This window comes from Vibrio sp. E14 (assembly GCF_020515785.1).
GTDB classification, from domain to species: Bacteria; Pseudomonadota; Gammaproteobacteria; order Enterobacterales; family Vibrionaceae; genus Vibrio; species Vibrio diabolicus.
The window spans coordinates 232,170-255,995 of record NZ_JAHPJI010000004.1 but is presented as its reverse complement, the minus strand read 5'-3'; the positions used below and the strand labels follow the sequence as shown (position 1 = coordinate 255,995).

36 protein-coding genes are annotated in these 23,826 nt (G+C 46.0%); 8 read left to right on the top strand and 28 right to left on the bottom strand.

The window, feature by feature from the left end; genetic code table 11:
- Positions 1–15 precede the first annotated feature (15 nt).
- The 27 genes from rpsD to rpmE form a co-directional block, all read right to left on the bottom strand.
- The gene (gene rpsD, locus LIX84_RS13380) at positions 16–636 is read right to left on the bottom strand and encodes a 30S ribosomal protein S4 (RefSeq protein WP_005383146.1); all 621 of its coding nucleotides are present in this window, start codon (positions 634–636) and stop codon (positions 16–18) included.
- 27 nt (positions 637–663) lie between these two features.
- Complete coding sequence (rpsK, locus tag LIX84_RS13375; protein ID WP_001118870.1) at positions 664–1,053, bottom strand: 30S ribosomal protein S11; 390 nt, start codon at positions 1,051–1,053, stop codon at positions 664–666.
- Positions 1,054–1,071: 18 nt separating this feature from the next.
- Entirely contained in the window at positions 1,072–1,428 is a 357-nt protein-coding gene (gene rpsM, locus LIX84_RS13370; RefSeq protein WP_005383154.1) for a 30S ribosomal protein S13, read from the bottom strand.
- A gap of 149 nt (positions 1,429–1,577) precedes the next feature.
- Positions 1,578–1,691 carry a 50S ribosomal protein L36 gene (gene rpmJ, locus LIX84_RS13365; RefSeq protein WP_000868186.1) on the bottom strand — a complete coding sequence of 38 codons (114 nt, stop codon included), beginning with the start codon at positions 1,689–1,691 and terminating at the stop codon, positions 1,578–1,580.
- 38 nt (positions 1,692–1,729) lie between these two features.
- Entirely contained in the window at positions 1,730–3,064 is a 1,335-nt protein-coding gene (gene secY / locus LIX84_RS13360; protein ID WP_005379562.1) for a preprotein translocase subunit SecY, read from the bottom strand.
- A gap of 20 nt (positions 3,065–3,084) precedes the next feature.
- The gene (gene rplO, locus LIX84_RS13355) at positions 3,085–3,519 is read right to left on the bottom strand and encodes a 50S ribosomal protein L15 (RefSeq protein WP_005383155.1); all 435 of its coding nucleotides are present in this window, start codon (positions 3,517–3,519) and stop codon (positions 3,085–3,087) included.
- Positions 3,520–3,524: 5 nt separating this feature from the next.
- A complete protein-coding gene (gene rpmD / locus LIX84_RS13350) occupies positions 3,525–3,701 on the bottom strand; it encodes a 50S ribosomal protein L30 (RefSeq protein ID WP_005379565.1) in 177 nt (58 codons plus the stop codon).
- Between the two features lie 7 nt (positions 3,702–3,708).
- Positions 3,709–4,212: a 30S ribosomal protein S5 gene (rpsE, locus tag LIX84_RS13345; RefSeq protein WP_004745894.1), complete on the bottom strand. Its 504-nt coding sequence runs from the start codon at positions 4,210–4,212 to the stop codon at positions 3,709–3,711.
- A gap of 14 nt (positions 4,213–4,226) precedes the next feature.
- Positions 4,227–4,580 (bottom strand): 50S ribosomal protein L18, encoded by a 354-nt coding sequence (gene rplR / locus LIX84_RS13340; RefSeq protein WP_005379568.1) that lies wholly within the window; start codon positions 4,578–4,580, stop codon positions 4,227–4,229.
- Positions 4,581–4,589: 9 nt separating this feature from the next.
- Complete coding sequence (rplF, locus tag LIX84_RS13335) at positions 4,590–5,123, bottom strand: 50S ribosomal protein L6 (protein WP_005392377.1); 534 nt, start codon at positions 5,121–5,123, stop codon at positions 4,590–4,592.
- Positions 5,124–5,136: 13 nt separating this feature from the next.
- Entirely contained in the window at positions 5,137–5,529 is a 393-nt protein-coding gene (gene rpsH / locus LIX84_RS13330) for a 30S ribosomal protein S8 (protein ID WP_005379572.1), read from the bottom strand.
- 29 nt (positions 5,530–5,558) lie between these two features.
- Positions 5,559–5,864 carry a 30S ribosomal protein S14 gene (rpsN, locus tag LIX84_RS13325; RefSeq protein ID WP_012841173.1) on the bottom strand — a complete coding sequence of 102 codons (306 nt, stop codon included), beginning with the start codon at positions 5,862–5,864 and terminating at the stop codon, positions 5,559–5,561.
- A gap of 17 nt (positions 5,865–5,881) precedes the next feature.
- Positions 5,882–6,421: a 50S ribosomal protein L5 gene (gene rplE / locus LIX84_RS13320; RefSeq protein WP_005379573.1), complete on the bottom strand. Its 540-nt coding sequence runs from the start codon at positions 6,419–6,421 to the stop codon at positions 5,882–5,884.
- A gap of 23 nt (positions 6,422–6,444) precedes the next feature.
- The gene (gene rplX, locus LIX84_RS13315; protein ID WP_005379574.1) at positions 6,445–6,762 is read right to left on the bottom strand and encodes a 50S ribosomal protein L24; all 318 of its coding nucleotides are present in this window, start codon (positions 6,760–6,762) and stop codon (positions 6,445–6,447) included.
- Positions 6,763–6,775: 13 nt separating this feature from the next.
- On the bottom strand, positions 6,776–7,147 hold the full coding sequence (gene rplN, locus LIX84_RS13310; protein ID WP_004410450.1) for a 50S ribosomal protein L14: 372 nt from the start codon (positions 7,145–7,147) through the stop codon (positions 6,776–6,778).
- Between the two features lie 162 nt (positions 7,148–7,309).
- Positions 7,310–7,564 (bottom strand): 30S ribosomal protein S17, encoded by a 255-nt coding sequence (gene rpsQ / locus LIX84_RS13305; RefSeq protein WP_005379575.1) that lies wholly within the window; start codon positions 7,562–7,564, stop codon positions 7,310–7,312.
- Entirely contained in the window at positions 7,564–7,755 is a 192-nt protein-coding gene (gene rpmC, locus LIX84_RS13300) for a 50S ribosomal protein L29 (RefSeq protein WP_005379576.1), read from the bottom strand. Before rpmC ends, rpsQ begins: the two co-directional genes overlap by 1 nt.
- Positions 7,755–8,165 (bottom strand): 50S ribosomal protein L16, encoded by a 411-nt coding sequence (gene rplP / locus LIX84_RS13295; protein WP_005379577.1) that lies wholly within the window; start codon positions 8,163–8,165, stop codon positions 7,755–7,757. The genes rpmC and rplP overlap by 1 nt, the downstream gene beginning before the upstream one ends.
- A gap of 11 nt (positions 8,166–8,176) precedes the next feature.
- Positions 8,177–8,875 carry a 30S ribosomal protein S3 gene (gene rpsC, locus LIX84_RS13290; RefSeq protein ID WP_005383161.1) on the bottom strand — a complete coding sequence of 233 codons (699 nt, stop codon included), beginning with the start codon at positions 8,873–8,875 and terminating at the stop codon, positions 8,177–8,179.
- An 18-nt stretch (positions 8,876–8,893) separates the two neighbouring features.
- A complete protein-coding gene (gene rplV / locus LIX84_RS13285) occupies positions 8,894–9,226 on the bottom strand; it encodes a 50S ribosomal protein L22 (protein ID WP_005383164.1) in 333 nt (110 codons plus the stop codon).
- Positions 9,227–9,236: 10 nt separating this feature from the next.
- Complete coding sequence (rpsS, locus tag LIX84_RS13280; protein ID WP_004394525.1) at positions 9,237–9,515, bottom strand: 30S ribosomal protein S19; 279 nt, start codon at positions 9,513–9,515, stop codon at positions 9,237–9,239.
- 21 nt (positions 9,516–9,536) lie between these two features.
- Entirely contained in the window at positions 9,537–10,361 is an 825-nt protein-coding gene (gene rplB, locus LIX84_RS13275) for a 50S ribosomal protein L2 (protein ID WP_005383168.1), read from the bottom strand.
- 15 nt (positions 10,362–10,376) lie between these two features.
- Entirely contained in the window at positions 10,377–10,679 is a 303-nt protein-coding gene (rplW, locus tag LIX84_RS13270) for a 50S ribosomal protein L23 (RefSeq protein WP_004398471.1), read from the bottom strand.
- The gene (gene rplD / locus LIX84_RS13265; RefSeq protein WP_005379556.1) at positions 10,676–11,278 is read right to left on the bottom strand and encodes a 50S ribosomal protein L4; all 603 of its coding nucleotides are present in this window, start codon (positions 11,276–11,278) and stop codon (positions 10,676–10,678) included. Before rplD ends, rplW begins: the two co-directional genes overlap by 4 nt.
- Positions 11,279–11,295: 17 nt before the next feature.
- Positions 11,296–11,925 carry a 50S ribosomal protein L3 gene (gene rplC / locus LIX84_RS13260; RefSeq protein ID WP_005379555.1) on the bottom strand — a complete coding sequence of 210 codons (630 nt, stop codon included), beginning with the start codon at positions 11,923–11,925 and terminating at the stop codon, positions 11,296–11,298.
- Positions 11,926–11,939: 14 nt separating this feature from the next.
- On the bottom strand, positions 11,940–12,251 hold the full coding sequence (gene rpsJ / locus LIX84_RS13255) for a 30S ribosomal protein S10 (protein ID WP_004410492.1): 312 nt from the start codon (positions 12,249–12,251) through the stop codon (positions 11,940–11,942).
- Between the two features lie 455 nt (positions 12,252–12,706).
- Entirely contained in the window at positions 12,707–12,928 is a 222-nt protein-coding gene (gene rpmE, locus LIX84_RS13250) for a 50S ribosomal protein L31 (protein WP_005379546.1), read from the bottom strand.
- A gap of 295 nt (positions 12,929–13,223) precedes the next feature.
- Here rpmE and priA point away from each other — a divergent pair, with 295 nt between their 5' ends.
- The 7 genes from priA (at position 13,224) to rraA (ending at position 21,703) form a co-directional block, all read left to right on the top strand.
- Positions 13,224–15,425 (top strand): primosomal protein N', encoded by a 2,202-nt coding sequence (gene priA, locus LIX84_RS13245; protein WP_226421505.1) that lies wholly within the window; start codon positions 13,224–13,226, stop codon positions 15,423–15,425.
- A 303-nt stretch (positions 15,426–15,728) separates the two neighbouring features.
- On the top strand, positions 15,729–16,757 hold the full coding sequence (gene cytR / locus LIX84_RS13240; protein ID WP_254901949.1) for a DNA-binding transcriptional regulator CytR: 1,029 nt from the start codon (positions 15,729–15,731) through the stop codon (positions 16,755–16,757).
- A 224-nt stretch (positions 16,758–16,981) separates the two neighbouring features.
- Positions 16,982–17,530, top strand: a complete 549-nt coding sequence (gene ftsN, locus LIX84_RS13235; protein ID WP_053809480.1) for a cell division protein FtsN — start codon at positions 16,982–16,984, stop codon at positions 17,528–17,530.
- A 115-nt stretch (positions 17,531–17,645) separates the two neighbouring features.
- Positions 17,646–18,197: an ATP-dependent protease subunit HslV gene (hslV, locus tag LIX84_RS13230; protein WP_226421504.1), complete on the top strand. Its 552-nt coding sequence runs from the start codon at positions 17,646–17,648 to the stop codon at positions 18,195–18,197.
- A gap of 23 nt (positions 18,198–18,220) precedes the next feature.
- Positions 18,221–19,552: an HslU--HslV peptidase ATPase subunit gene (gene hslU / locus LIX84_RS13225; protein WP_006742475.1), complete on the top strand. Its 1,332-nt coding sequence runs from the start codon at positions 18,221–18,223 to the stop codon at positions 19,550–19,552.
- A 647-nt stretch (positions 19,553–20,199) separates the two neighbouring features.
- The gene (locus LIX84_RS13220; RefSeq protein ID WP_005397953.1) at positions 20,200–21,117 is read left to right on the top strand and encodes a 1,4-dihydroxy-2-naphthoate polyprenyltransferase; all 918 of its coding nucleotides are present in this window, start codon (positions 20,200–20,202) and stop codon (positions 21,115–21,117) included.
- A 76-nt stretch (positions 21,118–21,193) separates the two neighbouring features.
- Entirely contained in the window at positions 21,194–21,703 is a 510-nt protein-coding gene (rraA, locus tag LIX84_RS13215) for a ribonuclease E activity regulator RraA (RefSeq protein WP_170902420.1), read from the top strand.
- A gap of 135 nt (positions 21,704–21,838) precedes the next feature.
- On the opposite strand, the gene zapB is transcribed toward rraA, so the two are convergent.
- A complete protein-coding gene (gene zapB / locus LIX84_RS13210; RefSeq protein ID WP_005379536.1) occupies positions 21,839–22,081 on the bottom strand; it encodes a cell division protein ZapB in 243 nt (80 codons plus the stop codon).
- 347 nt (positions 22,082–22,428) lie between these two features.
- On the opposite strand from zapB, the gene glpX reads away from it, so the two are divergent.
- Positions 22,429–23,436 (top strand): class II fructose-bisphosphatase, encoded by a 1,008-nt coding sequence (glpX, locus tag LIX84_RS13205; protein ID WP_005383180.1) that lies wholly within the window; start codon positions 22,429–22,431, stop codon positions 23,434–23,436.
- The last annotated feature ends 390 nt before the right edge of the window (positions 23,437–23,826 follow it).

Here is a 23,826-nt window from a genome sequence, read left to right as displayed (position 1 = left end):
TCTTTAGTTTAAACCTTACTTAGAGTAAAGCTCGACGATCAATTGTTCGTTGATGTCAGCTGATAGATCAGAACGCTCAGGCATACGCTTGAATGTACCTTCCATCTTGCCACCATCTACTTCAATCCAAGTTGGTTTTTCACGTTGTTCAGCAACTTCTAGAGCCGCTTTAATACGAGCTTGCTGTTTAGCTTTCTCGCGAATAGAAACAACGTCATTAGCCGCTACTTTGAAAGAAGGAACGTTTACAACTTTACCGTTTACTAGGATAGCTTTGTGGCTAACTAGCTGACGTGCTTCTGCGCGAGTTGCACCAAAGCCCATGCGGTAAACTACGTTATCAAGACGACCTTCAAGAAGCTGAAGTAGGTTTTCACCAGTGTTGCCTTTTAGGCGAGCAGCTTCTTTGTAGTAGTTACGGAATTGTTTTTCTAGAACGCCGTACATACGACGTACTTTTTGCTTCTCACGAAGCTGAACGCCATACTCAGATAGACGACCGCGACGAGCGCCGTGTACACCTGGTGCGTTATCAATTTTACACTTGGTATCGATCGCGCGAACACCAGACTTAAGGAATAAGTCAGTGCCTTCACGACGGCTAAGCTTCAGCTTAGGACCCAAATATCTTGCCATGATTCTTCTCCAATTGTCCTAGAAACGTTATACGCGACGTTTCTTAGGTGGACGACAACCGTTATGAGGGATTGGTGTAGCATCAACGATGTTTGTGATGCGGAAACCAGCGGCGTTTAGTGCACGAACAGTTGATTCGCGACCTGGACCAGGACCCTTAACCATAACTTCCAAGTTCTTTAGGCCGTATTCTTTAGCCATTTCAGCACAACGCTCAGCAGCAACCTGTGCAGCGAACGGAGTAGACTTACGAGAACCACGGAAACCAGAACCACCTGCAGTAGCCCATGCAAGAGCGTTACCTTGACGGTCAGTAATGGTTACGATTGTGTTATTGAAAGAAGCATGGATGTGCGCAACGCCATCTGCAACTTGCTTGCGTACGCGCTTACGAGCGCGAGTTGGTTGTTTAGCCATTGTACTCTACCTTCCCGATTATTTCTTGATCGGCTTACGCGGACCCTTACGGGTGCGAGCGTTGGTTTTAGTACGCTGTCCACGTAGTGGTAGACTGCGACGATGACGAAGACCACGGTAACAGCCAAGGTCCATAAGACGCTTGATGTTCATAGATACTTCACGACGTAGATCACCTTCTACAGTGTACTTAGCTACACCATCACGCAGTTGATCGATCTGCTCTTCAGTTAGTTCACTGATCTTAACATTTTCAGCAATACCCACTTCAGCTAGGATAGCTTGAGAGCGAGTTTTACCGATGCCGTAGATCGCTGTTAGAGCGATTACTGCATGTTTCTGATCAGGAATGTTAATGCCTGCTATACGGGCCATTATTCACTCCTAAGTGTTTCTATAAAAGAATTAGCCGCAGCAAAGCCCGTGATGGATACGCTGCGGAATACTACTTCTTTTGCACGCAAAAGGTAGGCCGAGGAATATACTCGACCCAACCTTCATTTTCAAGTAAAAATTTCTGCTAATTAGCCTTGGCGCTGTTTGTGCTTTGGCTCACTGCAAATCACGCGAACGACACCGTTACGCTTGATTACTTTACAGTTACGGCAGATTTTTTTAACGGAAGCACGAACTTTCATTGCTAAACTCCGTAAATGAAACTGAGTCTACCGCCGGATTAACGGCCGTAGCCTTTCAGATTCGCTTTCTTCAACACAGAATCATACTGTTGAGACATCAGATGAGTCTGTACCTGTGCCATAAAGTCCATAATTACAACAACTACGATTAGTAGCGATGTACCGCCGAAGTAGAAACGTACGTTCCACGCGACCATCATGAACTCGGGAATCAGACAGATAAAGGTAATGTACAGTGCACCAGCAAGGGTTAAACGTGTCATTACTTTATCAATGTACTTCGCTGTCTGCTCACCTGGGCGGATACCGGGTACGAATGCACCAGACTTCTTCAAGTTATCTGCTGTTTCACGCGGGTTGAAAACCAACGCCGTGTAGAAAAAACAGAAGAAGATAATTGCTGCTGCATAAAGCATTACATACAACGGTTGACCTGGGCTAAGAGCCAAAGACACGTCAGTTAACCAACCGAACGCGCTGCTCTCGCCGTTTTGACCAAACCACTGAGCCAATGTTCCTGGGAACAAGATAATGCTTGATGCAAAAATCGCTGGAATAACACCTGCCATGTTAATTTTAAGAGGCAGATGCGAGCTTTGTGCAGCAAATACTTTACGACCTTGTTGACGCTTCGCGTAGTTAACGACGATTCGGCGTTGACCACGTTCCATGAAAACAACGAAGTAAATGACTGCAAAAGCTAATACCGCGATTAGCAACAGAAGAAGTACATGCAATTCACCTTGACGCGCTTGCTCGATTGTTTGACCGATTGCAGAAGGCAATCCAGCAACAATACCTGCAAAAATCAGTATCGAAATACCGTTACCAATTCCTCGCTCTGTAATTTGTTCACCTAACCACATTAAGAACATGGTACCGGTTACTAAACTTACGGTAGCAATTAGCGTAAACATGGTTTGGTTGATAACAACCAGATTGTCGACCATGTTTGGTAGGCCAGTTGCAATACCTATAGCTTGGAAGGTTGCAAGTACAAGCGTGCCGTAGCGTGTGTATTGGCTGATCTTACGACGGCCTGCTTCACCCTCTTTTTTGAGTTCAGCTAACGCTGGATGAACTACAGTTAGCAATTGGACAACAATAGATGCCGAAATATACGGCATGATGCCCAATGCTAATATAGATGCACGCTCAAGAGCACCACCGGAGAACATGTTAAACATTTCAACGATGGTACCTTTTTGCTGTTCGAACAAATCGGCAAGTACAGCAGCGTCAATACCAGGAATCGGCACAAAGGAGCCGGCTCGGAATACTAAAAGTGCACCAATTACGAATAACAAGCGCGACTTTAGTTCACTTAAGCCGCTCTGAGCACTACGAAAATCTTGTCCTGGTTTCTTAGCCATCTGTACCTCGTTCCTCGAGATTATTCCTCGATTTTACCGCCTGCAGCTTCGATTGCAGCTTTAGCGCCTTTAGTCACACGTAGACCTTTCACAGTCACTGCTTTGTTGATTTCACCAGAAAGAACAACTTTTACAAATTCGATGTTCTTAGTGATGATGTTAGCAGCTTTAAGACTGTTTAGATCAACTACGTCACCAGAAACTTTCGCTAGCTCAGCTAGACGAACTTCAGCAGACACTAGGCTCTTACGAGAAGTGAAACCGAATTTTGGTAGACGTTGTTTCAGAGGCATCTGACCGCCTTCGAAACCTGGACGAACACTGCCGCCAGAACGTGATTTTTGACCTTTGTGACCACGGCCACCAGTTTTACCTAGGCCTGAACCGATACCACGACCTACTCGCTTCGCAGAAGTTTTCGCGCCAGCAGCCGGTGCTAGAGTATTCAAACGCATTCTGATTACTCCTCAACTTTAACCATGTAGTAAACCTTGTTGATCATACCGCGAATACACGGAGTATCTTCAAGTTCTACTGTGTGGTTGATTTTACGAAGACCTAGACCGCGCAAAGTAGCTTTGTGCTTTGGCAGACGACCAATTGAGCTTTTAGTTTGAGTTACTTTAATAGTTGCCATGGTGTTCTTACTCCGAAATAGATTCAACAGTTAGACCACGTTTAGCAGCAACCATTTCTGGTGACTTCATGCTACCTAGTGCATCGATCGTTGCACGAACGATGTTGATAGGGTTCGTAGAACCGTACGCTTTAGATAGTACGTTGTGTACACCAGCAACTTCTAGTACTGCACGCATCGCACCACCTGCGATAACACCAGTACCTTCTGCAGCAGGCTGCATGTAAACTTTAGAGCCCGAATGGCGACCTTTCACTGGGTGGTGAAGAGTGCCTTCGTTTAGAGCGATCGTAGTCATGTTACGACGCGCTTTTTCCATTGCTTTTTGAATCGCTGCAGGTACTTCACGAGCTTTGCCGTAACCGAAACCTACACGACCATTACCGTCACCAACTACTGTTAGTGCAGTGAAGCTCATGATTCGACCGCCTTTAACCGTCTTAGATACGCGGTTAACTGCGATTAGCTTTTCTTGCAAATCATTCGCTTGAACTTGTTGTTCTTTAGCCATCTTCCAACCCTACCTTAGAATTTCAGACCAGCTTCGCGAGCAGATTCTGCTAGCGCCGCTACTCGACCGTGGTATTGGAAACCAGAACGATCAAATGCAACTGCAGTTACGCCCTTCTCAAGAGCGCGCTCAGCAATAGCTTTACCCACTGCTTTAGCTGCATCAACGTTACCAGTGTATTTCACTTGCTCACGGATCGCTTTTTCTACAGTAGAAGCTGCTGCGATAACCTCAGAGCCGTTAGCCGCGATAACCTGTGCGTACACGTGACGAGGAGTACGGTGTACAACTAGGCGAGTCGCACCCAGTTCTGCAATCTTACGACGTGCACGTGTAGCACGACGGATGCGAGATGCTTTCTTATCCATAGTGTTACCTTACTTCTTCTTAGCTTCTTTAGTACGCACATTTTCATCTGCGTAACGAACACCTTTGCCTTTGTATGGCTCAGGCTCACGGTAAGAACGAATGTCAGCCGCAACTTGACCAACTAGTTGCTTGTCAGCACCAGTGATCACGATTTCAGTTTGGCTTGGACATTCAGCTTTAATACCCGCTGGCAACTCGTGCTCAACTGGGTGTGAGAAGCCTAGTGTTAGACCTACAGCGTTGCCTTTGATAGCAGCACGGTAACCTACACCTTTAAGAGTTAGCTTCTTAGTAAAGCCTTCAGTAACACCAACAACCATGTTGTTAACTAGAGCGCGAGCAGTACCTGCTTGAGCCCATGCGTTAGCAACACCTTCTTTAGGACCGAAAGTCAGGTTATTTTCTTCCTGAGCGATTACAACTGCATCGTTAAGAACGCGAGTTAGTTCGCCTTTCGCACCTTTTACAGTGATTTCTTGGCCGTTTAGTTTCACCTCTACGCCAGCTGGAATAGCGACAGGTGCTTTTGCAACACGAGACATAGTCTACTCCTTATTAAGCTACGTAAGCGATGATTTCACCACCAAGACCTGCTTTACGTGCAGCGCGGTCTGACATAAGACCCTTGGAAGTTGAAACGATAGCAATACCAAGACCACCCATTACAGAAGGAAGTTCATCTTTCTTCTTGTAAACACGTAGACCTGGACGAGAAACACGTTTAAGTTGCTCGATTACTGGTTTAGCTTGGAAGTACTTAAGTGTAACTTCTAGCTCAGGTTTTGCTTCGCCTTCAACAGCGAAGTCAACGATGTAACCTTCAGCTTTTAGTAGTGCAGCAATTGCAACTTTAAGCTTTGAAGAAGGCATTTTTACAGCAACTTTGTTTGCTGCCTGACCGTTACGAACGCGGGTCAGCATATCCGAAATCGGATCTTGCATGCTCATATGATTTACTCCAAATGATTAAGTGGCAATTACCAGCTAGCCTTACGAAGACCCGGAATCTCGCCTTTCATGCAAGCTTCACGAACCTTAATACGGCTTAGACCGAACTTACGTAGGTAACCGTGTGGACGACCAGTTTGGTTGCAACGGTTGCGCTGACGTGATGCACTTGAATCACGTGGAAGAGATTGCAGTGTAAGAACCGCGTTCCAACGATCTTCTTCAGATGCGTTTACATCGCTGATGATAGCTTTTAGCGCTGCACGCTTTTCAGCGAACTTAGCTACTAGCTGTGCACGTTTAGCTTCACGTGCTTTCATTGATTGTTTAGCCATAACAGTAACCCTTCACCTTACTTACGGAATGGGAAGTTAAAGGCAGCCAGCAGAGCACGGCCTTCCTCATCAGTACCAGCAGACGTCGTAATAGTGATGTCTAAACCGCGTACACGATCAACTTTATCAAAGTCGATTTCCGGGAAGATGATTTGCTCGCGAACGCCCATGCTGTAGTTACCGCGACCGTCAAAAGACTTAGCGCTAACACCACGGAAGTCACGTACACGTGGAAGAGCGATGTTAATTAAACGCTCAAGAAAATCCCACATACGTTCGCCACGCAAGGTTACTTTACAACCGATAGGGTAGCCTTCACGGATTTTGAAACCTGCAACAGATTTGCGCGCTTTTGTGATAAGTGGCTTTTGACCAGAGATCGTTGCCATATCAGACGCTGCATTTTCTAGCAGTTTCTTATCGTTGATTGCTTCACCAACACCCATGTTTAGGGTGATTTTCTCGATTCTAGGGACTTGCATGACGCTTGTGTAACCGAACTGTTTGGTCAGTTCAGCGACTACAGACGACTTGTAGTAATCATGCAGTTTCGCCATAGTAGAACTCCAAATTACTTCTATTAGTTAGAAACGGTTTCGCCGTTAGACTTGAAGAAACGAACTTTTTTGCCGTCTTCAAAACGGAAACCGATACGGTCAGCTTTACCAGTAGCTGCGTTGAAAATCGCCACGTTAGAAACGTCGATTGCTGCTTCTTGCTCTACGATACCGCCTTGGATACCCATAGCTGGAACAGGTTTCTGATGCTTCTTAACTAGGTTGATACCTTCAACGATAACTTTACCAGTTGCTAGAACCTTAGTTACTTTACCTTTCTTGCCTTTGTCTTTACCAGCAAGAACGATTACTTCGTCATTACGACGGATTTTAGCTGCCATTTCTACGTGCTCCTTACAGAACTTCTGGAGCCAGTGAAACGATCTTCATGAACTTATCGCCACGAAGTTCGCGTGTCACAGGACCAAAGATACGTGTACCGATTGGTTGCTCAGTATTGTCGTTTAGCAATACGCAAGCATTTCGGTCGAAGCGAATGACAGAACCGTCAGGACGACGTACGCCTTTACGGGTGCGCACTACCACCGCCTTCAGAACATCACCTTTTTTAACTTTACCGCGAGGGATTGCTTCCTTCACAGTAACTTTGATGACGTCACCGATATGTGCATAACGGCGGTGAGAGCCACCCAGAACCTTAATACACATTACGCTGCGTGCGCCTGAGTTATCAGCTGCGTCCAGCATACTTTGCATTTGGATCATGTTAGTGCTCCGCTAAATATTAATAACTAGACCCATCACGGGTCGGGCTGCCTCTTTAAAAGGGACGCGAATTGTACCACCCTTTTTTGTGATTGGGTAGTCAAAAAATAAACGGCTCCAAAAATATTTTGGAGCCGCTTTAGTTTCATAGAATTAACGAGATTAAATCTTCGCCTTTTCTAGAACTTTTACCAAAGTCCAAGACTTAGTCTTAGACAGTGGACGACACTCTGCGATTTCAACTGTGTCGCCTAGGCCACACTCGTTGTTCTCGTCATGTGCGTGTACTTTAGTCGTACGTTTTACGTATTTACCGTAGATTGGGTGTTTTACGAAACGCTCGATAGCAACAGTGATAGACTTGTCCATCTTATCGCTAACAACACGACCTTGTTGAGTACGTTTTACTTCGCTCATTATGCGCCTGCCTTCTCAGTCAAAACAGTTTTCACACGTGCGATATCACGGCGTACAGCTTTCAGAGTATGAGTTTGCTGTAGTTGACCAGTCGCAGCTTGCATGCGCAAGTTGAACTGTTCACGTAGCAAATTCATTAGCTCAGCGTTAAGCTCTTCAACGCTTTTCTCGCGTAGATCTTGTGCTTTCATCACATCACCTGCTTAGTTACAAATGTAGTTTTGAAAGGCAGTTTACGTGCCGCAAGACGGAACGCTTCACGTGCCAATTCTTCAGGTACACCACCCATTTCGTACATAACCTTACCAGGTTGGATTTGGGCTACCCAGTACTCAACGTTACCTTTACCCTTACCTTGACGAACTTCAAGTGGTTTTTCTGTGATTGGTTTGTCTGGGAACACACGGATCCAGATTTTACCTTGACGCTTAACGTGACGTGTCATTGCACGACGTGCCGCTTCGATTTGACGAGCAGTTAGACGACCACGGCCAACAGCTTTAAGACCGAATTCGCCGAAGCTTACATCAGTACCTTTAGCTAGACCACGGTTACGACCAGTCTGAACCTTACGGAACTTAGTACGTTTAGGTTGTAGCATCTGTCGACTCCTTACTTACGGCCTTTACGCTGCTTCTTAGGCTTGTCGCCTTTAGGCTCTACAGCGTTAGCTGCTGGCATACCACCTAGGATTTCACCTTTGAAGATCCAAGTTTTAATGCCGATCACACCGTATTGAGTGTGAGCCGAAGAAGTTGCGTAATCAATGTCAGCACGTAGAGTGTGTAGAGGCACACGGCCTTCACGGTACCACTCTGAACGTGCGATTTCAGCGCCGCCTAGACGACCGCTTACTTCCACTTTGATACCTTTAGCGCCTAGGCGCATAGCGTTTTGTACTGCGCGCTTCATAGCACGACGGAACATAACACGACGCTCTAGCTGAGACGCGATGCTGTCACCAACAAGTTGCGCATCTAGTTCAGGCTTACGTACTTCAGCGATGTTAATTTGCGCTGGTACACCTGCAATTTTAGCTACAGCTGCGCGTAGCTTCTCAACGTCTTCACCTTTCTTACCGATAACAACGCCTGGACGAGCAGTGTGAATAGTCACACGGATGCTCTTAGCAGGACGCTCGATAACGATACGTGATAGAGACGCTTTTTTCAGTTCACTTGTAAGGAACTGACGTACCTTGAAGTCGCCGTCTAGGTTGTCAGCGAAATCTTTGGTGTTAGCAAACCATGTAGCATTCCAAGGCTTAACGATGCCTAGACGAATACCATTTGGATGTACTTTTTGACCCATTGCTTACTCTCCTAGTCTCTAGCGATCTGCTACAACAACAGTGATGTGGCTTGAACGCTTCAAGATACGATCCGCACGACCTTTAGCACGAGGCATAATACGCTTCATGGTTGGGCCTTCATCTACAAAGATTTTTGCGACATTCAGATCGTCAATATCTGCACCTTCGTTGTGCTCCGCGTTAGCGATAGCAGACTCTAGAACTTTCTTAACTAGTGCAGCAGCTTTTTTGTTGCTGAACGTTAGGATTTCTAGAGCTTGGTCAACAGATTTACCACGGATTAGATCCGCAACTAAGCGAGCTTTCTGAGGCGAAATGCGAGCAAAGTTATGTTTAGCAATTGCTTCCATTATTTACTCCTTAGCGCTTCTTAGCTTTCTTATCCGCAGCGTGACCGCGGTAAGTACGTGTTGGTGCGAATTCACCCAGTTTGTGACCGATCATTTCATCAGTTACAAATACTGGTACGTGCTGACGACCATTATGGACAGCGATGGTCAAACCGATCATCGTAGGGATGATCATTGAACGACGGGACCAAGTCTTAATAGGCTTTTTGTCTCCGCTTTCCACCGCTTTCTCTACCTTCTTCAGCAAGTGTAGGTCAATAAAAGGACCTTTCTTGAGAGAACGTGGCATGGCGATTCCTCTTTATATAGATTACTTGTTACGACGACGTACGATGTACTTGTCAGTGCGTTTGTTCTTACGAGTCTTGAAGCCTTTAGTAGGCATACCCCAAGGAGATACTGGGTGACGACCACCAGAAGTACGGCCTTCACCACCACCGTGTGGGTGGTCAATCGGGTTCATTACAACACCACGAACCGTTGGACGGATACCGCGATGACGTGATGCACCTGCTTTACCAAGTTCACGTAGCATGTGCTCAGAGTTACCAACTTCACCGATTGTTGCACGGCCTTCAGAAAGAACTTTGCGCATCTCGCCAGAACGTAGACGGATAGTTACGTACGCACCGTCGCGAGCAACGATTTGAGCGTAAGCACCAGCCGAACGAGCTAGCTGACCACCTTTACCAGGCTTAAGTTCAACGTTATGTACTGTTGAACCTACTGGGATATTACGCATTGGTAGAGTGTTACCAGCTTTGATTGGTGCATCAACACCAGACTGAATAACATCACCAGCTACAACACCTTTAGGTGCTAGGATGTAGCGACGCTCACCGTCTTTGTAAAGAACTAGAGCAATGTTTGCGCTACGGTTTGGATCGTATTCAAGACGCTCAACTGTCGCTGGAATACCATCTTTAGTACGTTTGAAGTCAACTACACGGTAGTGGTGCTTGTGACCACCGCCGATGTGACGTACTGTGATACGACCCTTGTTGTTACGACCACCGTTCTTAGAGTTTTTCTCTAGAAGAGGTGCGTATGGCTTGCCCTTGTGTAGGTCAGCGTTAACAACTTTAACAACGTGACGACGACCAGGGGAAGTCGGCTTACATTTAACAATAGCCATTTTTAACTACTCCTGTTATTCCGCGCCGCCAACGAAGTCAAGATCTTGACCTTCTTTCAAAGTAACGTACGCTTTCTTAACGTCGCTGCGGCGACCTTGGCGTAGACCTTGACGTTTGGTCTTACCCTTAGTGATAAGAGTATTTACAGACTTAACTTCAACTTCAAATAGCTTTTCTACAGCTGCTTTGATCTCTTTTTTAGTCGCATCTTTAGCTACTTTGAAAACGATAGTGTTCGCTTTCTCAGCTGCCATAGTTGCTTTTTCAGAGATGTGCGGTGCACGTAGAACTTTTAGGATACGCTCTTCAGTGATCATGCTAGCATTTCCTCTACTTGCTTAACTGCTTCTGCAGTCATTACAACTTTGTCAAACGCGATTAGAGATACTGGATCGATACCAGCAACATCACGTGCGTCAACTTTGTATAGGTTACGAGCAGCTAGGAATAGATTCTCATCTACTTCGCTAGTCACGATTAGAGCGTCAGTTAGCTCAAGCTCTTTAAGCTTAGCAACTAGCTCTTTAGTCTTTGGTGCTTCAACTGAGAAGTTATCAACAACGATTAGACGCTCTTGACGAACAAGCTCAGAAAGAATGCTCTTCATAGCACCACGGTACATTTTTTTGTTTACTTTTTGGCTGTGATCTTGTGGTTTCGCAGCAAAAGTAACACCACCTGTACGCCAGATTGGGCTACGGATTGTACCAGCACGCGCACGGCCAGTACCTTTTTGACGCCATGGCTTAGCGCCACCGCCAGAAACTTCTGAACGTGTTTTTTGAGCACGAGTACCTTGACGAGCACCTGCTGCGTACGCAACAACTACTTGGTGTACAAGAGCTTCGTTAAACTCACGTCCGAAAGTAGTTTCGGAAACAGTTAGTGCATCGGCACCTTTAACCATTAGTTCCATTACTTACTCCTGAGACGTTATGCTTTAACAGCTGGTTTAACGATCACGTTGCCGCCAGTTGCGCCTGGGACTGCACCTTTAATAAGAAGCAGGTTGCGCTCAGCGTCAACACGTACGATCTCTAGGTTTTGAGTCGTTACACGCTCAGCACCCATGTGACCTGCCATTTTCTTGCCTTTAAATACGCGACCTGGAGTCTGACATTGACCGATAGAACCAGGAGCACGGTGAGACAATGAGTTACCGTGAGTCATATCTTGAGTACGGAAGTTCCAACGCTTAACAGCGCCTTGGAAACCTTTACCCTTAGATGTACCAGTAACGTCTACTTTCTTAGTTTCGTTGAATAGTTCAACAGTTAGTTCTGAACCAACTTCGAACTCTTCGCCGTTTTCTAAACGGAATTCCCAAAGACCGCGACCAGCTTCAACGCCAGCTTTAGCAAAGTGACCTGCTTCAGCTTTGTTTACGCGGTTAGCTTTCTTAGAACCAGCTGTAACCTGGATTGCTGCGTAGCCGTCAGTTTCAAGAGTTTTCACTTGAGAAACACGGTTAGCTTCAACCTCAACAACAGTTACTGGGATAGAAACGCCTTCTTCAGTAAATACGCGGGTCATGCCCACTTTACGACCGATTAGACCAATCATACTTCTAATCTCCCTTAACCTAGGCTAATTTGAACGTCAACGCCCGCAGCAAGGTCTAGACGCATTAGAGCATCAACAGTCTTGTCTGTTGGCTCAACGATGTCGATTAGACGCTTGTGAGTACGGATTTCGTACTGGTCACGTGCTTTCTTGTTAACGTGTGGAGAGATAAGAACTGTGAAACGCTCTTTACGAGTTGGCAGTGGGATTGGACCACGAACCTGTGCGCCAGTGCGCTTAGCTGTTTCAACGATTTCCGCTGTAGAAGCATCGATTAGTTTGTAATCGAAAGCTTTTAGGCGGATACGGATACGTTGGTTCTGCATGAGACAGAGCTCCAAATTTAATAAATTACACAAACAATATCGCCACTCAAACTCGTCAAGACGAGAGAATGCCGATTGATTTATGTGAAACCGTAGCATCCAAGATTAGGACGCATTGTCAGTTAATTTTCGATTAACTATCCCTATATGCCAAAGTCACCTTTGAGGATAGTTTTTCCGAAGAAAAGATAGCTAATTGTATTAACCGCGAACATAAGCTGAGTATACATTACCTCGCAAATCCTTAGATGTGCTCGCTCCTCACTGCTCATTGGTTCACAACTGGCTTAACCAGTGCGCTGCATTATACAGATCACACTTTAGGTTGCAAGCGCTGAGTGAAAAATAATCGGGAATATTCCAAACCCTATACATCCCTCTTCGCTTGGTAGCCATTAAACAAAAAGGACGCCGAAGCGTCCTTTTCTAAACTGTAATCGTAATAGCGGCTGCTATTATTTCTTACCGCTTGATAGTGCACCGAAACGCTTGTTGAAGCGATCAACACGGCCGCCTGTATCAACGATACGTTGCTTACCAGTGTAGAATGGGTGACACTTGTCACATACGTCTAGGTGGATAGACTCTTTACCTAGAGTAGAGTTGAACTCAAAAGAGTTGCCGCAAGAACAAGTCGCTTTTACTGCTTTGTATTCTGGGTGGATACCAGCTTTCATGGGATAACCTCAATAGTAGGCCGTGTCGCTATACGAATCTAAGCCGCACACCACACGCAATTAATAATAAAATGGGATACCGCATCAACTGATTGCCGAAGCCATATCTCAAGGCGCGATATAGTAAAGAATCACATTGCTCGGATCAACACATTTGGCAACTTTTTCGCCACTTTTTTAGCCAGACTAATCATAGAGGCACGATTCACGCTGAATCACATAGCTTTACTCGAATTTCCATACCGATTTTAATAGACTCTCATTTCCTTTCCCTCTTTTTAATAGCTAAGAATTTATGCGTCCAACCATTGCTAGAGTGGCATTACCCGTTCCGCTCGACAAACAATTTGATTACGCCATTCCGGGGCACCTGTTTCCGATCATTGGTGGACGCGTTTCCGTACCTTTTGGACGCCAAACCTTAGTGGGCATCGTCACCGCCATGGTGAACCACTCCGACTTTCCTAAAGATCAGCTTAAGCCAATCAAAGCGGTATTAGACTCCCAACCGATATGGTCAGAGACGCTTTATTCTCTGCTAAATTGGTGCAGCCAGTTCTATCAGTACCCTCTAGGTGACACTCTACACAATGCAATGCCTGCCGCGTTGAGGAAAGGCAAACCGGCCGACTTTGCAACGCTACAAGAATGGCAACTGACAGAAGCAGGAAGAAATAAGCTCATGCAAGGGCTTGGACGTGCGATAAAACAACAGCGTGCACTCCAAATGATGATCAACGGCCCAATCTCGCATCAAGAGCTCTTGGATCAAGAAGTAAACTCGACCATCTTAAAAAATCTCGAAGAAAAAGGTTGGGTCGAGCGCATCGAGAAAAAGCCGACCATTACGAAATGGAGTCAAAATGTAGAGTGTGCGGTAGAGAAACCAAAGCTTAACCATGAACAAGCACTCGCGATTGCCAGCGTAAATAGCCAAACGGGCTTTGCTTGCTATTTATTAGAAGGGGTCACGGGATCCGGTAAAACCGAAGTTTACTTAAACCTTATCAAGCCAGTTCTAGAGCAAGGGAAACAGGCACTAGTTTTAGTACCTGAGATCGGTCTAACGCCCCAAACCATCAACCGCTTTAAACATCGATTTAATGTCCCGGTAGATGTGATTCATTCCGGTTTGAATGAAACAGAGCGTTTGAACGCCTGGTTATCGGCTCGCGATAAAGCCGCGGGGATCATCATTGGTACGCGCTCAGCCCTACTGACACCTTTTGCTGACTTGGGGATTATTATCGTTGATGAAGAGCATGACGCCTCGTATAAGCAACAAGACAGCTTGCGTTACCATGCCCGTGATGTTGCCGTCATGCGTGCCCATAAAGAGCAAGTACCGATTGTCCTTGGCTCAGCGACGCCAGCGTTAGAAACCCTACATAATGCACTGTCTGGTAAATATCACCATTTAACACTCACCCAACGAGCTGGCTCTGCCGTGCCAACCACCAATAAAGTGTTAGATGTAAAAGGTCAGTATTTAGAAAGTGGCTTATCCGCCCAACTGATTGCCGAAATGCGCAAACACTTAAAAATGGGCAATCAGGTTATGTTGTTTCTTAACCGCCGAGGTTTCTCGCCCGCTTTGATGTGCCATGAATGTGGTTGGATTGCAGAATGTAAACGCTGTGATGCGTACTATACGTTCCACCATTACAGCAACGAAATACGCTGCCATCACTGTGGTTCACAACAACCTGTCATTCATCAGTGTCAGGGGTGTGGTTCAACTCAACTGGTTACCGTCGGCGTAGGAACGGAACAGCTCGAACAACAATTGGCTCAGTTGTTTCCAGAATACAAAGCCATTCGCATCGACAGAGACAGCACACGTCGCAAAGGTAGCTTGGAAGATGCCCTTGAGTCGATTCGTAAAGGTGAATACCAAATACTGATAGGCACTCAAATGCTGGCTAAGGGGCACCACTTTCCAAATGTAACGCTCGTTGCTCTTTTGGATGTTGATGGCTCTCTATATAGTAGTGACTTCCGCGCTTCGGAGCGATTAGCTCAGCTGTTTATTCAGGTCGCAGGTCGTGCTGGCCGAGCAAGTAAACCTGGCGAAGTGATCCTGCAAACTCACCATCCTGAGCACAGCTTGCTGCAAGCCCTACTTCAAAAAGACTATCGTCACTTTGCTATGACAGCTCTGGAAGAACGCAAACTGGCTCAGCTTCCGCCTTATAGTTTCTTGACTCTGTTTAAAGCAGAAGCAAACCAAAGTGAGGTAGTTGAAGGCTTCCTGCGTCAGGTTCGCTTTACGTTAGAATCACACCCTCTGTTCGATGATTCCTGCATGGTTTTAGGCCCCACTCCTTCACCTTTGGCCAAGCGGGCTGGTAAATACCGCTGGCAGCTGTTACTTCAAACCCAGCATCGTTCATTGATGCAAAAGTTATTAACCAGTGCCAAACCTGCTATTGAGTTGTTGCCAAATGCCAAGAAAGTTCGCTGGAATTTAGACATAGAGCCACAAGATCTCAGCTAGCAAACGTTTAACTATGTAATGAATTACCATTTAATGTGACGAGCATCACGACGGGATTGCAATTTTTGTTAAACAGACCGTAACTTTCACTTTAGAAATGAATAGACTATCCAAATTAGAAAAGTCTAAAGTGACTTGTTCGCACAGGCTTAGATTAAAACAATGACTATTCCCACAAATTGATGTCGCAGTGAAGAATCCATTTTTCCACTTGTTAACACGAACTGAGCGAAGAGCAAACGCTGCTCTAACTCAGCGTGATTACTATGATTTCAAACCGGAATAACGTCATCTTGGCAAAAAATAAACGAGAGGTTAAAAACTATGGCGACAATGAAGGATGTTGCCCAGCTTGCGGGAGTGTCTACGGCTACGGTATCTCGAGCATTAATGAACCCAGAGAAGGTCTCTTCTTCAACGAGAAAAAGAGTAGAAGATGCCGTACTTGAAGCGGGTTATTCTCCAAACTCATTAGCGCGTAACTTACGTAGAAACGAATCAAAAACCATTGTCACTATCGTTCCCGACATCTGTGATCCTTATTTTTCTGAAATTATTCGCGGTATTGAAGATGCTGCCATGGAACATGGCTATCTAGTCCTGCTGGGCGATAGCGGACAACAGAAGAAACGCGAAAGTTCTTTCGTTAACCTCGTATTTACTAAGCAGGCGGATGGAATGCTACTGCTTGGCACAGATCTACCGTTCGATGTCAGTAAGCCAGAACAAAAGAACTTACCTCCGATGGTAATGGCGTGTGAATTTGCGCCAGAGTTAGAACTTCCGACAGTACATATTGACAACCTGACCTCAGCATTTGAAGCGGTGAATTACCTAACCCAACTAGGTCATAAACGCATCGCGCAAATCTCGGGGCCAGATACGGCAATATTGTGTCAGTTCCGCCAGCAAGGCTACCAACAAGCCCTGCGCCGTGCCGGCATCAATAAAGATCCACAATATAGTGTCATTACTGAGTTCTCTTTTGATGGCGGAGCAAAAGCCGTTCGCAAACTGCTCGAATTACCTGAGCCACCAACGGCTATTTTCTGTCACTGTGACACAATGGCCATCGGCGCAATTCAAGAAGCGAAAAAGCTTGGCTTACGAGTACCGCAAGATCTCTCCGTTGTGGGCTTTGATGACATTAACTTCGCTCAGTACTGCGATCCACCGTTGACCACCATCTCTCAGCCTCGCTATGAGATTGGTCGACAAGCAATGCTAATGATGCTCGAGATGTTAAAAGGCCACGACGTGCATTCAGGCTCGCGCCTACTTGAAACTAACCTCGTCATTCGCGGAAGTGCAGCGCCACCACAGCGCCCTTAACCTAAAGATTAGGTATTCATACCCAAAGCGGTGCTAAGGCGCCGCTTTTTATTTGCCCCTCCTGCTTTTTGTGTATCCCCGAATAAATATAAGCAAGAACGGAAACACACTCCTACACTCGGGCGTTGTCGCGCTTTAGCTATCAAGATTCTATCAATAGGGTGTTTTCTCAACTCGTTCTGGATTAACATATTTGCAAGAATCCTTGATGACCAGAAATAACCGTGGCAAATAGAGATTATGTAAGACGGGGGCGAGGCGCCCCAAAAAAGTCGACAAAAAAACAGCCGCCGAGAAGAAAAAAACCTTGGCGTAGTGGCCTGCTCGCTATCTTGCTCGTGGGCGGTTTTGGCTATGGTCTTTACCTTTTGAGTAGCGACCCAGAACCAAAACCACCTGTCGTGAAGCAGCCAACAACCACTGTAAGCAAACCAAAGCCGAAAAAAGACTTGCCGCCACCACCAGAAGAAAAGTGGGAATATGTTGAGTCACTACCGAAACGTGAAGTTGAAGTTGTGGCCAAAGAAATTGAAGTTTCTAAAATTCCTTACATCATGCAGTGTGGCGCGTACAAAACCCAGGCACAAGCGGAAGAGCGCAAGCTTGCAATCGCGTTCCAAGGGATGTCGAGCAAGATTCGTAAGAAAGAAGGCAGTTCATGGTATCGCGTGGTGCTAGGTCCGTATAAGTTCAAACGTGATGCAGAACGTGACCGTCATAAACTGCAACGCGCGAAAATCGAGCCATGTGCGATTTGGAAAGAAAATCTTTAAACTCAGGCCCTAGGAGCTAAGATCCTAGGGCCTTTCTTTTTGCCCCCTTGAATCCCTATTTCCCCTCCCCCATATACTGAATTAAATCCAAAGAGAAATAATCAAGAGGTCGACTGTGACTACCATTGTATCTGTACGTCGAAATAATAAAGTCGTCATCGCGGGTGATGGCCAAGTATCTCTAGGCAATACCGTAATGAAAGGTAATGCGCGCAAAGTTCGCCGCCTATACAACAACCAAGTACTAGCGGGCTTTGCTGGCGGCACTGCGGATGCCTTCACCCTTTTTGAGCGCTTCGAAAGCAAGCTGCAAATGCACCAAGGCCACCTAACTAAAGCGGCAGTTGAGCTAGCCAAAGACTGGCGTAGCGATCGTGCTCTGCGCAAGCTCGAAGCCTTGCTTGCCGTTGCCGACGAAACCGCATCGTTAATCATTACCGGTAATGGTGATGTCGTACAGCCAGAACACGACCTGATTGCGATTGGCTCTGGTGGTGCTTACGCACAAGCTGCCGCAACCGCCCTACTAGAAAACACAGATCTAGATGCTCGTGAGATCGCGGAAAAATCTCTCAATATCGCGGGTGATATTTGTGTCTTCACTAACCATCACCACACGGTAGAAGAGCTAGACTCAACAGTAGAGCCTGAAAAACCAACCGCGTAATCGTAACGAAGTAAGGAAAGAATATGTCTGAAATGACGCCTCGCGAAATCGTTCATGAATTGAACCGCCACATTATCGGTCAAGAAAAAGCCAAGCGTTCGGTTGCGATTGCACTTCGTAACCGCTGGCGCCGTATGCAGCTTGAAGAAAGCTTGCGTGCCGAAGTGACGCCAAAAAACATTTTGATGATTGGTCCTACTGGTGTTGGTAAGACTGAAATCGCACGCCGCCTAGCAAAACTGGCAAATGCACCATTCATCAAAGTTGAAGCAACAAAATTCACAGAAGTGGGTTACGTTGGTAAAGAAGTTGAAACTATCATCCGTGATCTGACTGATGTCGCGGTAAAAATGACGCATCAACAAGCGATGGAAAAAGTAAAATTCCGCGCTGAAGAGCAAGCGGAAGAACGCATTCTTGATGCGCTACTGCCACCAGCACGTGATAGCTGGGGTCAAGCAGAGCAAACGGAAGAGTCTTCTCACACTCGCCAGATTTTCCGTAAAAAATTGCGTGAAGGCCAGCTAGACGATAAAGAAATTGAAATCGACGTAGCCGCACCGCAAATGGGCGTAGAGATCATGGCGCCCCCAGGTATGGAAGAGATGACAAATCAGCTGCAAGGCATGTTCCAAAACCTAGCTGGCGATACTAAGAAAAAGCGTAAGCTGAAAATCAAAGACGCGATGAAAGCGCTAGCGGAAGAAGAAGCGGCGAAATTGGTTAACCAAGAAGAGCTAAAAGAAGCAGCGATTTTCAACGTTGAAAACAACGGCATCGTATTTATCGATGAGATTGACAAGATCTGTAAACGCGGTGAGAGCTCAGGCCCAGACGTTTCACGCGAAGGTGTTCAGCGCGATCTACTTCCATTGATTGAAGGCAGCACGGTATCAACCAAGCACGGCATGGTAAAAACAGACCACATTCTGTTTGTTGCATCTGGTGCATTCCAAGTGGCAAAACCATCTGACTTGATCCCAGAATTGCAAGGTCGTCTACCAATTCGCGTTGAGCTAGAAGCACTAAGCAGCAACGACTTCAAACGCATTCTGACAGAGCCAAAAGCCTCTCTAACAGAGCAGTACGTTGCGTTGATGAAAACGGAAGATGTGGACATCGAGTTCACAGAAGATGGCATCACGCAAATCGCGGAAGCGGCATGGACGGTCAACGAAAGTACAGAAAACATCGGTGCTCGTCGCTTGCATACCGTTATGGAGCGCTTAATGGATGAAATCTCTTACGATGCAGCAGAGCAATCTGGCGCGAAGTTTGTTATCGATGCCGCTTATGTGAAAGAGCGCCTAGGCGACACGATTGAAGATGAAGATCTAAGCCGCTTTATTCTTTAATCGCAATCTATTTTACCAAAGCCCAGAACCTTGTTTCTGGGCTTTTTTGTTTAGAATGACGGTTACTGTGACAACACCTAGATCAAAAGATCTGGTCATTCTAGCGAGCTCAAGCGAGACTAAGAATCTAGTAACAGCACACCCTATTCTTTCCAGCTCACCTTAACCACCGCACAATCGGATGATAGATTCTGAATCACCTCGCTCCTCGCTCCTCGCTGTTCAGAATGACAGTGACTTTAATAAGCTCTAAATCGAAAGAACTCGTCATTCTAGCGAGCTCCAGCGAGACGAAGAATCTAGTAACAGCACACCCTATTCTTTCCCACCCACCTTAACCACCACACAATCGGATGATAGATTCTGAATCACACTCGTTCCTCGTTGTTCAGAATGGCGGTGACTTTGACAACAGCTAAATCAAAAGATCTCGTCATTCTAGCGAGCTCAAGCGAGACTAAGAATCTAATAGCAGCGTTCTCCGTACCCTTCACTTTCCAAAAAGAGGGCTATTTTATTGCCTCAAATATCGAAACTGTTTTCCTTCTCCGTCACCCTTTGACTTCTAGTTGAGTTGTTTTAGGTCAATAGCGTATCTGCCTCTTTGTGCTTATACTGGGCACATTGGTTACTAGCACGAAATTTCCATGAAACAATCTTTACAGATCTGGCTTGAAGCCGCTCGCCCAAAAACACTACCTCTGGCGTTAGTCTCTATCTTAACGGGTAGCGTACTCGCCTACTCGGCGGGTCATTTTTCACTGACAATTGCCATCATGGCTTTCGTAACCGCGACGTTACTGCAAATTCTGTCCAACCTTGCGAACGACTATGGCGATGCCGTTCAAGGTACAGATAACGACAAACGCCTTGGCCCATTACGAGCGATGCAGTCTGGCGCGGTAAGTGCGAAACAAATGAAACAGGCGATTATCTTTAACATCGTTCTGACCGCCATTTCTGGCTTGGTGTTAGTTTTCTATTCACTAAGCTCACTAGAAAGCATTGTGACGTTTATCGGGCTGGGAATTTTGGCCATTCTCGCAGCCATTGCTTATACCATGGGTAGCAAACCATACGGTTACGTGGGGCTTGGCGATATTTCAGTTTTCTTGTTTTTTGGTCTACTCGGCGTATCCGGTACCTATTTCTTGCATACTGGTCACGTAGATACCACGCTATTCTTACCTGCTCTAGGCTGCGGTTTACTCGCCGTTGCAGTACTCAACATCAACAATATGCGTGATATCGAGAACGACCGAGAGTGTGGTAAACGCACAGTCGCAGTGCGTTTGGGTCAACGCAAAGCCAAGCAGTATCACTTTGTTTTACTTGGCGGTGCTATTCTTGCCTTTGCGGCTTACTTGTTAATTCAAGACAAACCCGTTTGGATTAGCTTGCCATTTTTACTTAGTATTTATTTCGTGGCCGATCATGGTAAAGCGGTTTGGCATACACAAAAGCCCGCTCAGATAGCACCAATGATGCCAGTCATCGTGAAATGCTCTTTAGTCACCAACGTTTTGTTTGCAACAATTGTGGTAGCTCAAACTCTAGTAAGTTAAAAAAGGATTGTCATTGCATTGACTTAATGCCTAGATATACTCAAAGACAACCAATTTCTGTTTAGAAAGGTACGCTATGGAATACAATACCTCAGCACTCTGTGATATCTACCTCGATCAGGTAGATGTGGTTGAACCAATGTTCAGTAATTTTGGCGGTCGCGCTTCATTTGCCGGGCAAATCACCACCATCAAGTGTTTTGAAGATAATTCGTTGATCCGCGAGACATTAGAGCAAGATGGACTTGGTCGCGTTTTGTTAATTGACGGTGGCGGTTCCCTACGTAAAGCCCTTATCGATGCAGAAATCGCAACTATTGCGGAAGAAAACGAGTGGGAAGGCATTGTCGTTTACGGCTGTGTTCGTGAAGTAGATGAACTTGAAGATATGAACTTAGGCATTCAAGCCCTCGCTTCTATTCCTGTTGGAGCGACCAGCCAGGGTATCGGCGAATTAGATGTACCAGTCAACTTTGGCGGCGTCAGCTTCTTACCTGAAGATTATATTTATGCTGATAGCACTGGGATCATCCTGTCGCCTGAGCCATTGAATATTGATTTAGAGTTGGATGAAGAAGAAGAATAACGAGTCTTAGGAACCTAAGTTATAGGACCTTCTCTTGGCTATAAGAATCGAGCTTGTCCCAACGATTTTCAACTTGCCCAAAACACAAACACCCGCTTAACGCGGGTGTTTTTAATTTGGAATGAAGAAGCCGGATTATTCCACTTCGTCCATTTTGCCAAGTAGTGCACGAATGCGCTCTTGCCATTGTGCGTGCTCTTGCTGTGCTTGTTGTGCTTTTTGCTCTAGCTCTTCACGTTGAGAGCGAAGCTCGTTCGCTTCTTCCGCAAGTTTAGCTTTATCTTCTTTCAGCTCTTCGACTTCCATCTGAAGAAGAGTGATTGTGTCAACTGCAGTTTGAATTTTAGATTCTAGTTGTTCTAGTACTTCAAAAGACATCTTGGCCTACCTATGTTATTCCGTTGGGACGATGTGCGAGATTGATGCACACCTAACCTATATAAGGTTCATTCTACTCAGCGTCGCGATGAGAAACACTCACTATATTCGATATTTTGCATCATTCGGTCAAAAAATCAGCGCAATCTCACTAAACGCTGACTTTTCTTATCGCCGAAGCATTTTTGAGCAAGGATTTTGCCTCCCGCCACGCTGAAGATCGCCCTAAGTATTGATCAAATTCAAGTTAGATAAAGTAAAAGCTCCGCAAAAGGCAAACGTTTACCCTACGTTGTGATAGAATCGCCGCGCAAATTCTTCTTCCCTCTTGCTTACTTGGAGACATCATGAAACGCGATTTAGCAATGGCATTTTCCCGTGTGACTGAAGGTGCAGCTTTGGCTGGTTACAAATGGCTTGGCCGTGGCGATAAAAATGCAGCCGATGGCGCAGCTGTTGAAGTTATGCGCACCCTACTGAACAAAACAGATATCAGTGGTGAAATTGTCATTGGTGAGGGTGAAATCGATGATGCGCCAATGCTATACATTGGTGAGCAAGTGGGTATTGGTGGTGATGAAGTAGATATTGCAGTCGACCCGATTGAAGGGACGCGTATGACGGCAATGGGACAATCAAACGCACTAGCCGTACTTGCCGCAGGTGAGAAAGGCAGCTTTCTTAAAGCGCCAGATATGTACATGGAAAAACTGGTTGTTGGCCCTGGTGCAAAAGGCGTGATTGACTTAGAAAAGCCGTTAAAAGAGAACCTAGAGAACGTAGCAAAAGCCCTGAACAAACCACTTGATACCTTAGTCGTTATTACCCTTGCGAAACCTCGCCACGATGACGTTATTGCAGAAATGCAAGCAATGGGCGTACGTGTCTTTGCGGTGCCTGATGGTGACGTGGCTGCCTCTATTCTGACTTGTATGCCAGACAGTGAAGTGGACATGATGTACTGTATTGGCGGCGCGCCAGAAGGGGTCGTCTCAGCCGCGGTGATTCGAGCGCTAGACGGTGACATGCACGGTCGTCTACTTCCGCGTCACGAAGTAAAAGGCGATACTGAAGAAAACCGCATTTACGGCGCAGACGAACTAAAACGCTGCGATGAAATGGGCGTAAAAGCGAATGTTGTCCTCAAAATGGAAGACATGGCACGCAGCGACAACGTGGTATTCTCAGCAACAGGCATTACTAAAGGTGACTTGCTAGAAGGCATCTCTCGCCAAGGCAATATCGCAACCACAGAAACGCTGCTCGTGCGTGGTCGATGCCGTACTATTCGTCGCATTAAGTCGACTCACTACCTAGATCGTAAAGATCCAGAAGTGCGTGATATTATTCTTTAAGCATTGTGTGAGGCTCTCGCTCAATCTGAGTGTGAGCCTTTCTTTCCGCACAACCAAGCAATAGATTCTGAATCACACTCGTTCCTCGTTGTTCAGAATGACGGTGACTTTAATAAGCTCTAAATCAAAAGAACTCGTCATTCTAGCGAGACTCAGAAATCTAGTAACAGCAAACTCCTATTCTTTCCTGCTCGCCTTAACCACTGCACAATCGGACGATAGATTCTGAATCACACTCGTTCCTCGCTGTTCAGAATGACGGTCACCACAGCAAGCTCAAAATCAAAAGAGCTCGTCATTCTAGCGAGCTCCAGCGAGACTAAGAATCTAGTAGTAACAAGCTCCTATTCTTTCCTGCTCGCCTTAACCGCAGCACAATCGGACGATAGA

Coding starts and splice junctions, on each gene's coding strand:
- rplB (WP_005383168.1), bottom strand. CDS start 10,361: ATGGCTATTGTTAAATGTAAGCCGACTTCCCCTGGTCGTCGTCACGTT.
- rplF (WP_005392377.1), bottom strand. CDS start 5,123: ATGTCTCGTGTTGCAAAAGCACCTGTCGCTATTCCAGCTGGCGTAGAG.
- rpsM (WP_005383154.1), bottom strand. CDS start 1,428: ATGGCCCGTATAGCAGGCATTAACATTCCTGATCAGAAACATGCAGTA.
- rplW (WP_004398471.1), bottom strand. CDS start 10,679: ATGATCACTGAAGAGCGTATCCTAAAAGTTCTACGTGCACCGCACATC.
- rpsE (WP_004745894.1), bottom strand. CDS start 4,212: ATGGCTAAAGAACAACAAGTTCAAGCGAATGATTTGCAAGAAAAGCTA.
- rpsQ (WP_005379575.1), bottom strand. CDS start 7,564: ATGAGCGAAGTAAAACGTACTCAACAAGGTCGTGTTGTTAGCGATAAG.
- hslU (WP_006742475.1), top strand. CDS start 18,221: ATGTCTGAAATGACGCCTCGCGAAATCGTTCATGAATTGAACCGCCAC.
- rpsD (WP_005383146.1), bottom strand. CDS start 636: ATGGCAAGATATTTGGGTCCTAAGCTGAAGCTTAGCCGTCGTGAAGGC.
- rpmD (WP_005379565.1), bottom strand. CDS start 3,701: ATGGCAACTATTAAAGTAACTCAAACTAAAAGCTCAATTGGTCGTCTG.
- rpsN (WP_012841173.1), bottom strand. CDS start 5,864: ATGGCTAAACAATCAATGAAAGCACGTGAAGCTAAACGTGCACAGCTA.
- rpsK (WP_001118870.1), bottom strand. CDS start 1,053: ATGGCTAAACAACCAACTCGCGCTCGTAAGCGCGTACGCAAGCAAGTT.
- rpsH (WP_005379572.1), bottom strand. CDS start 5,529: ATGAGCATGCAAGATCCGATTTCGGATATGCTGACCCGCGTTCGTAAC.
- rplN (WP_004410450.1), bottom strand. CDS start 7,147: ATGATCCAAATGCAAAGTATGCTGGACGCAGCTGATAACTCAGGCGCA.
- rplE (WP_005379573.1), bottom strand. CDS start 6,421: ATGGCGAAACTGCATGATTACTACAAGTCGTCTGTAGTCGCTGAACTG.
- secY (WP_005379562.1), bottom strand. CDS start 3,064: ATGGCTAAGAAACCAGGACAAGATTTTCGTAGTGCTCAGAGCGGCTTA.
- priA (WP_226421505.1), top strand. CDS start 13,224: ATGCGTCCAACCATTGCTAGAGTGGCATTACCCGTTCCGCTCGACAAA.
- rplX (WP_005379574.1), bottom strand. CDS start 6,762: ATGGCAGCTAAAATCCGTCGTAATGACGAAGTAATCGTTCTTGCTGGT.
- rplR (WP_005379568.1), bottom strand. CDS start 4,580: ATGGATAAGAAAGCATCTCGCATCCGTCGTGCTACACGTGCACGTCGT.
- rplC (WP_005379555.1), bottom strand. CDS start 11,925: ATGATTGGTCTAATCGGTCGTAAAGTGGGCATGACCCGCGTATTTACT.
- rplP (WP_005379577.1), bottom strand. CDS start 8,165: ATGCTACAACCTAAACGTACTAAGTTCCGTAAGGTTCAGACTGGTCGT.
- rpmJ (WP_000868186.1), bottom strand. CDS start 1,691: ATGAAAGTTCGTGCTTCCGTTAAAAAAATCTGCCGTAACTGTAAAGTA.
- rplV (WP_005383164.1), bottom strand. CDS start 9,226: ATGGAAGCAATTGCTAAACATAACTTTGCTCGCATTTCGCCTCAGAAA.
- rplO (WP_005383155.1), bottom strand. CDS start 3,519: ATGCGTTTGAATACTCTAGCACCGGCTGCTGGCGCGAAAACTTCTGCG.
- glpX (WP_005383180.1), top strand. CDS start 22,429: ATGAAACGCGATTTAGCAATGGCATTTTCCCGTGTGACTGAAGGTGCA.
- zapB (WP_005379536.1), bottom strand. CDS start 22,081: ATGTCTTTTGAAGTACTAGAACAACTAGAATCTAAAATTCAAACTGCA.
- rplD (WP_005379556.1), bottom strand. CDS start 11,278: ATGGAACTAATGGTTAAAGGTGCCGATGCACTAACTGTTTCCGAAACT.
- rpsS (WP_004394525.1), bottom strand. CDS start 9,515: ATGCCACGTTCTCTCAAGAAAGGTCCTTTTATTGACCTACACTTGCTG.
- rpsC (WP_005383161.1), bottom strand. CDS start 8,875: ATGGGTCAAAAAGTACATCCAAATGGTATTCGTCTAGGCATCGTTAAG.
- rpmC (WP_005379576.1), bottom strand. CDS start 7,755: ATGAAAGCACAAGATCTACGCGAGAAAAGCGTTGAAGAGCTTAACGCT.
- rpmE (WP_005379546.1), bottom strand. CDS start 12,928: ATGAAAGCTGGTATCCACCCAGAATACAAAGCAGTAAAAGCGACTTGT.
- rpsJ (WP_004410492.1), bottom strand. CDS start 12,251: ATGCAGAACCAACGTATCCGTATCCGCCTAAAAGCTTTCGATTACAAA.
- rraA (WP_170902420.1), top strand. CDS start 21,194: ATGGAATACAATACCTCAGCACTCTGTGATATCTACCTCGATCAGGTA.
- LIX84_RS13220 (WP_005397953.1), top strand. CDS start 20,200: ATGAAACAATCTTTACAGATCTGGCTTGAAGCCGCTCGCCCAAAAACA.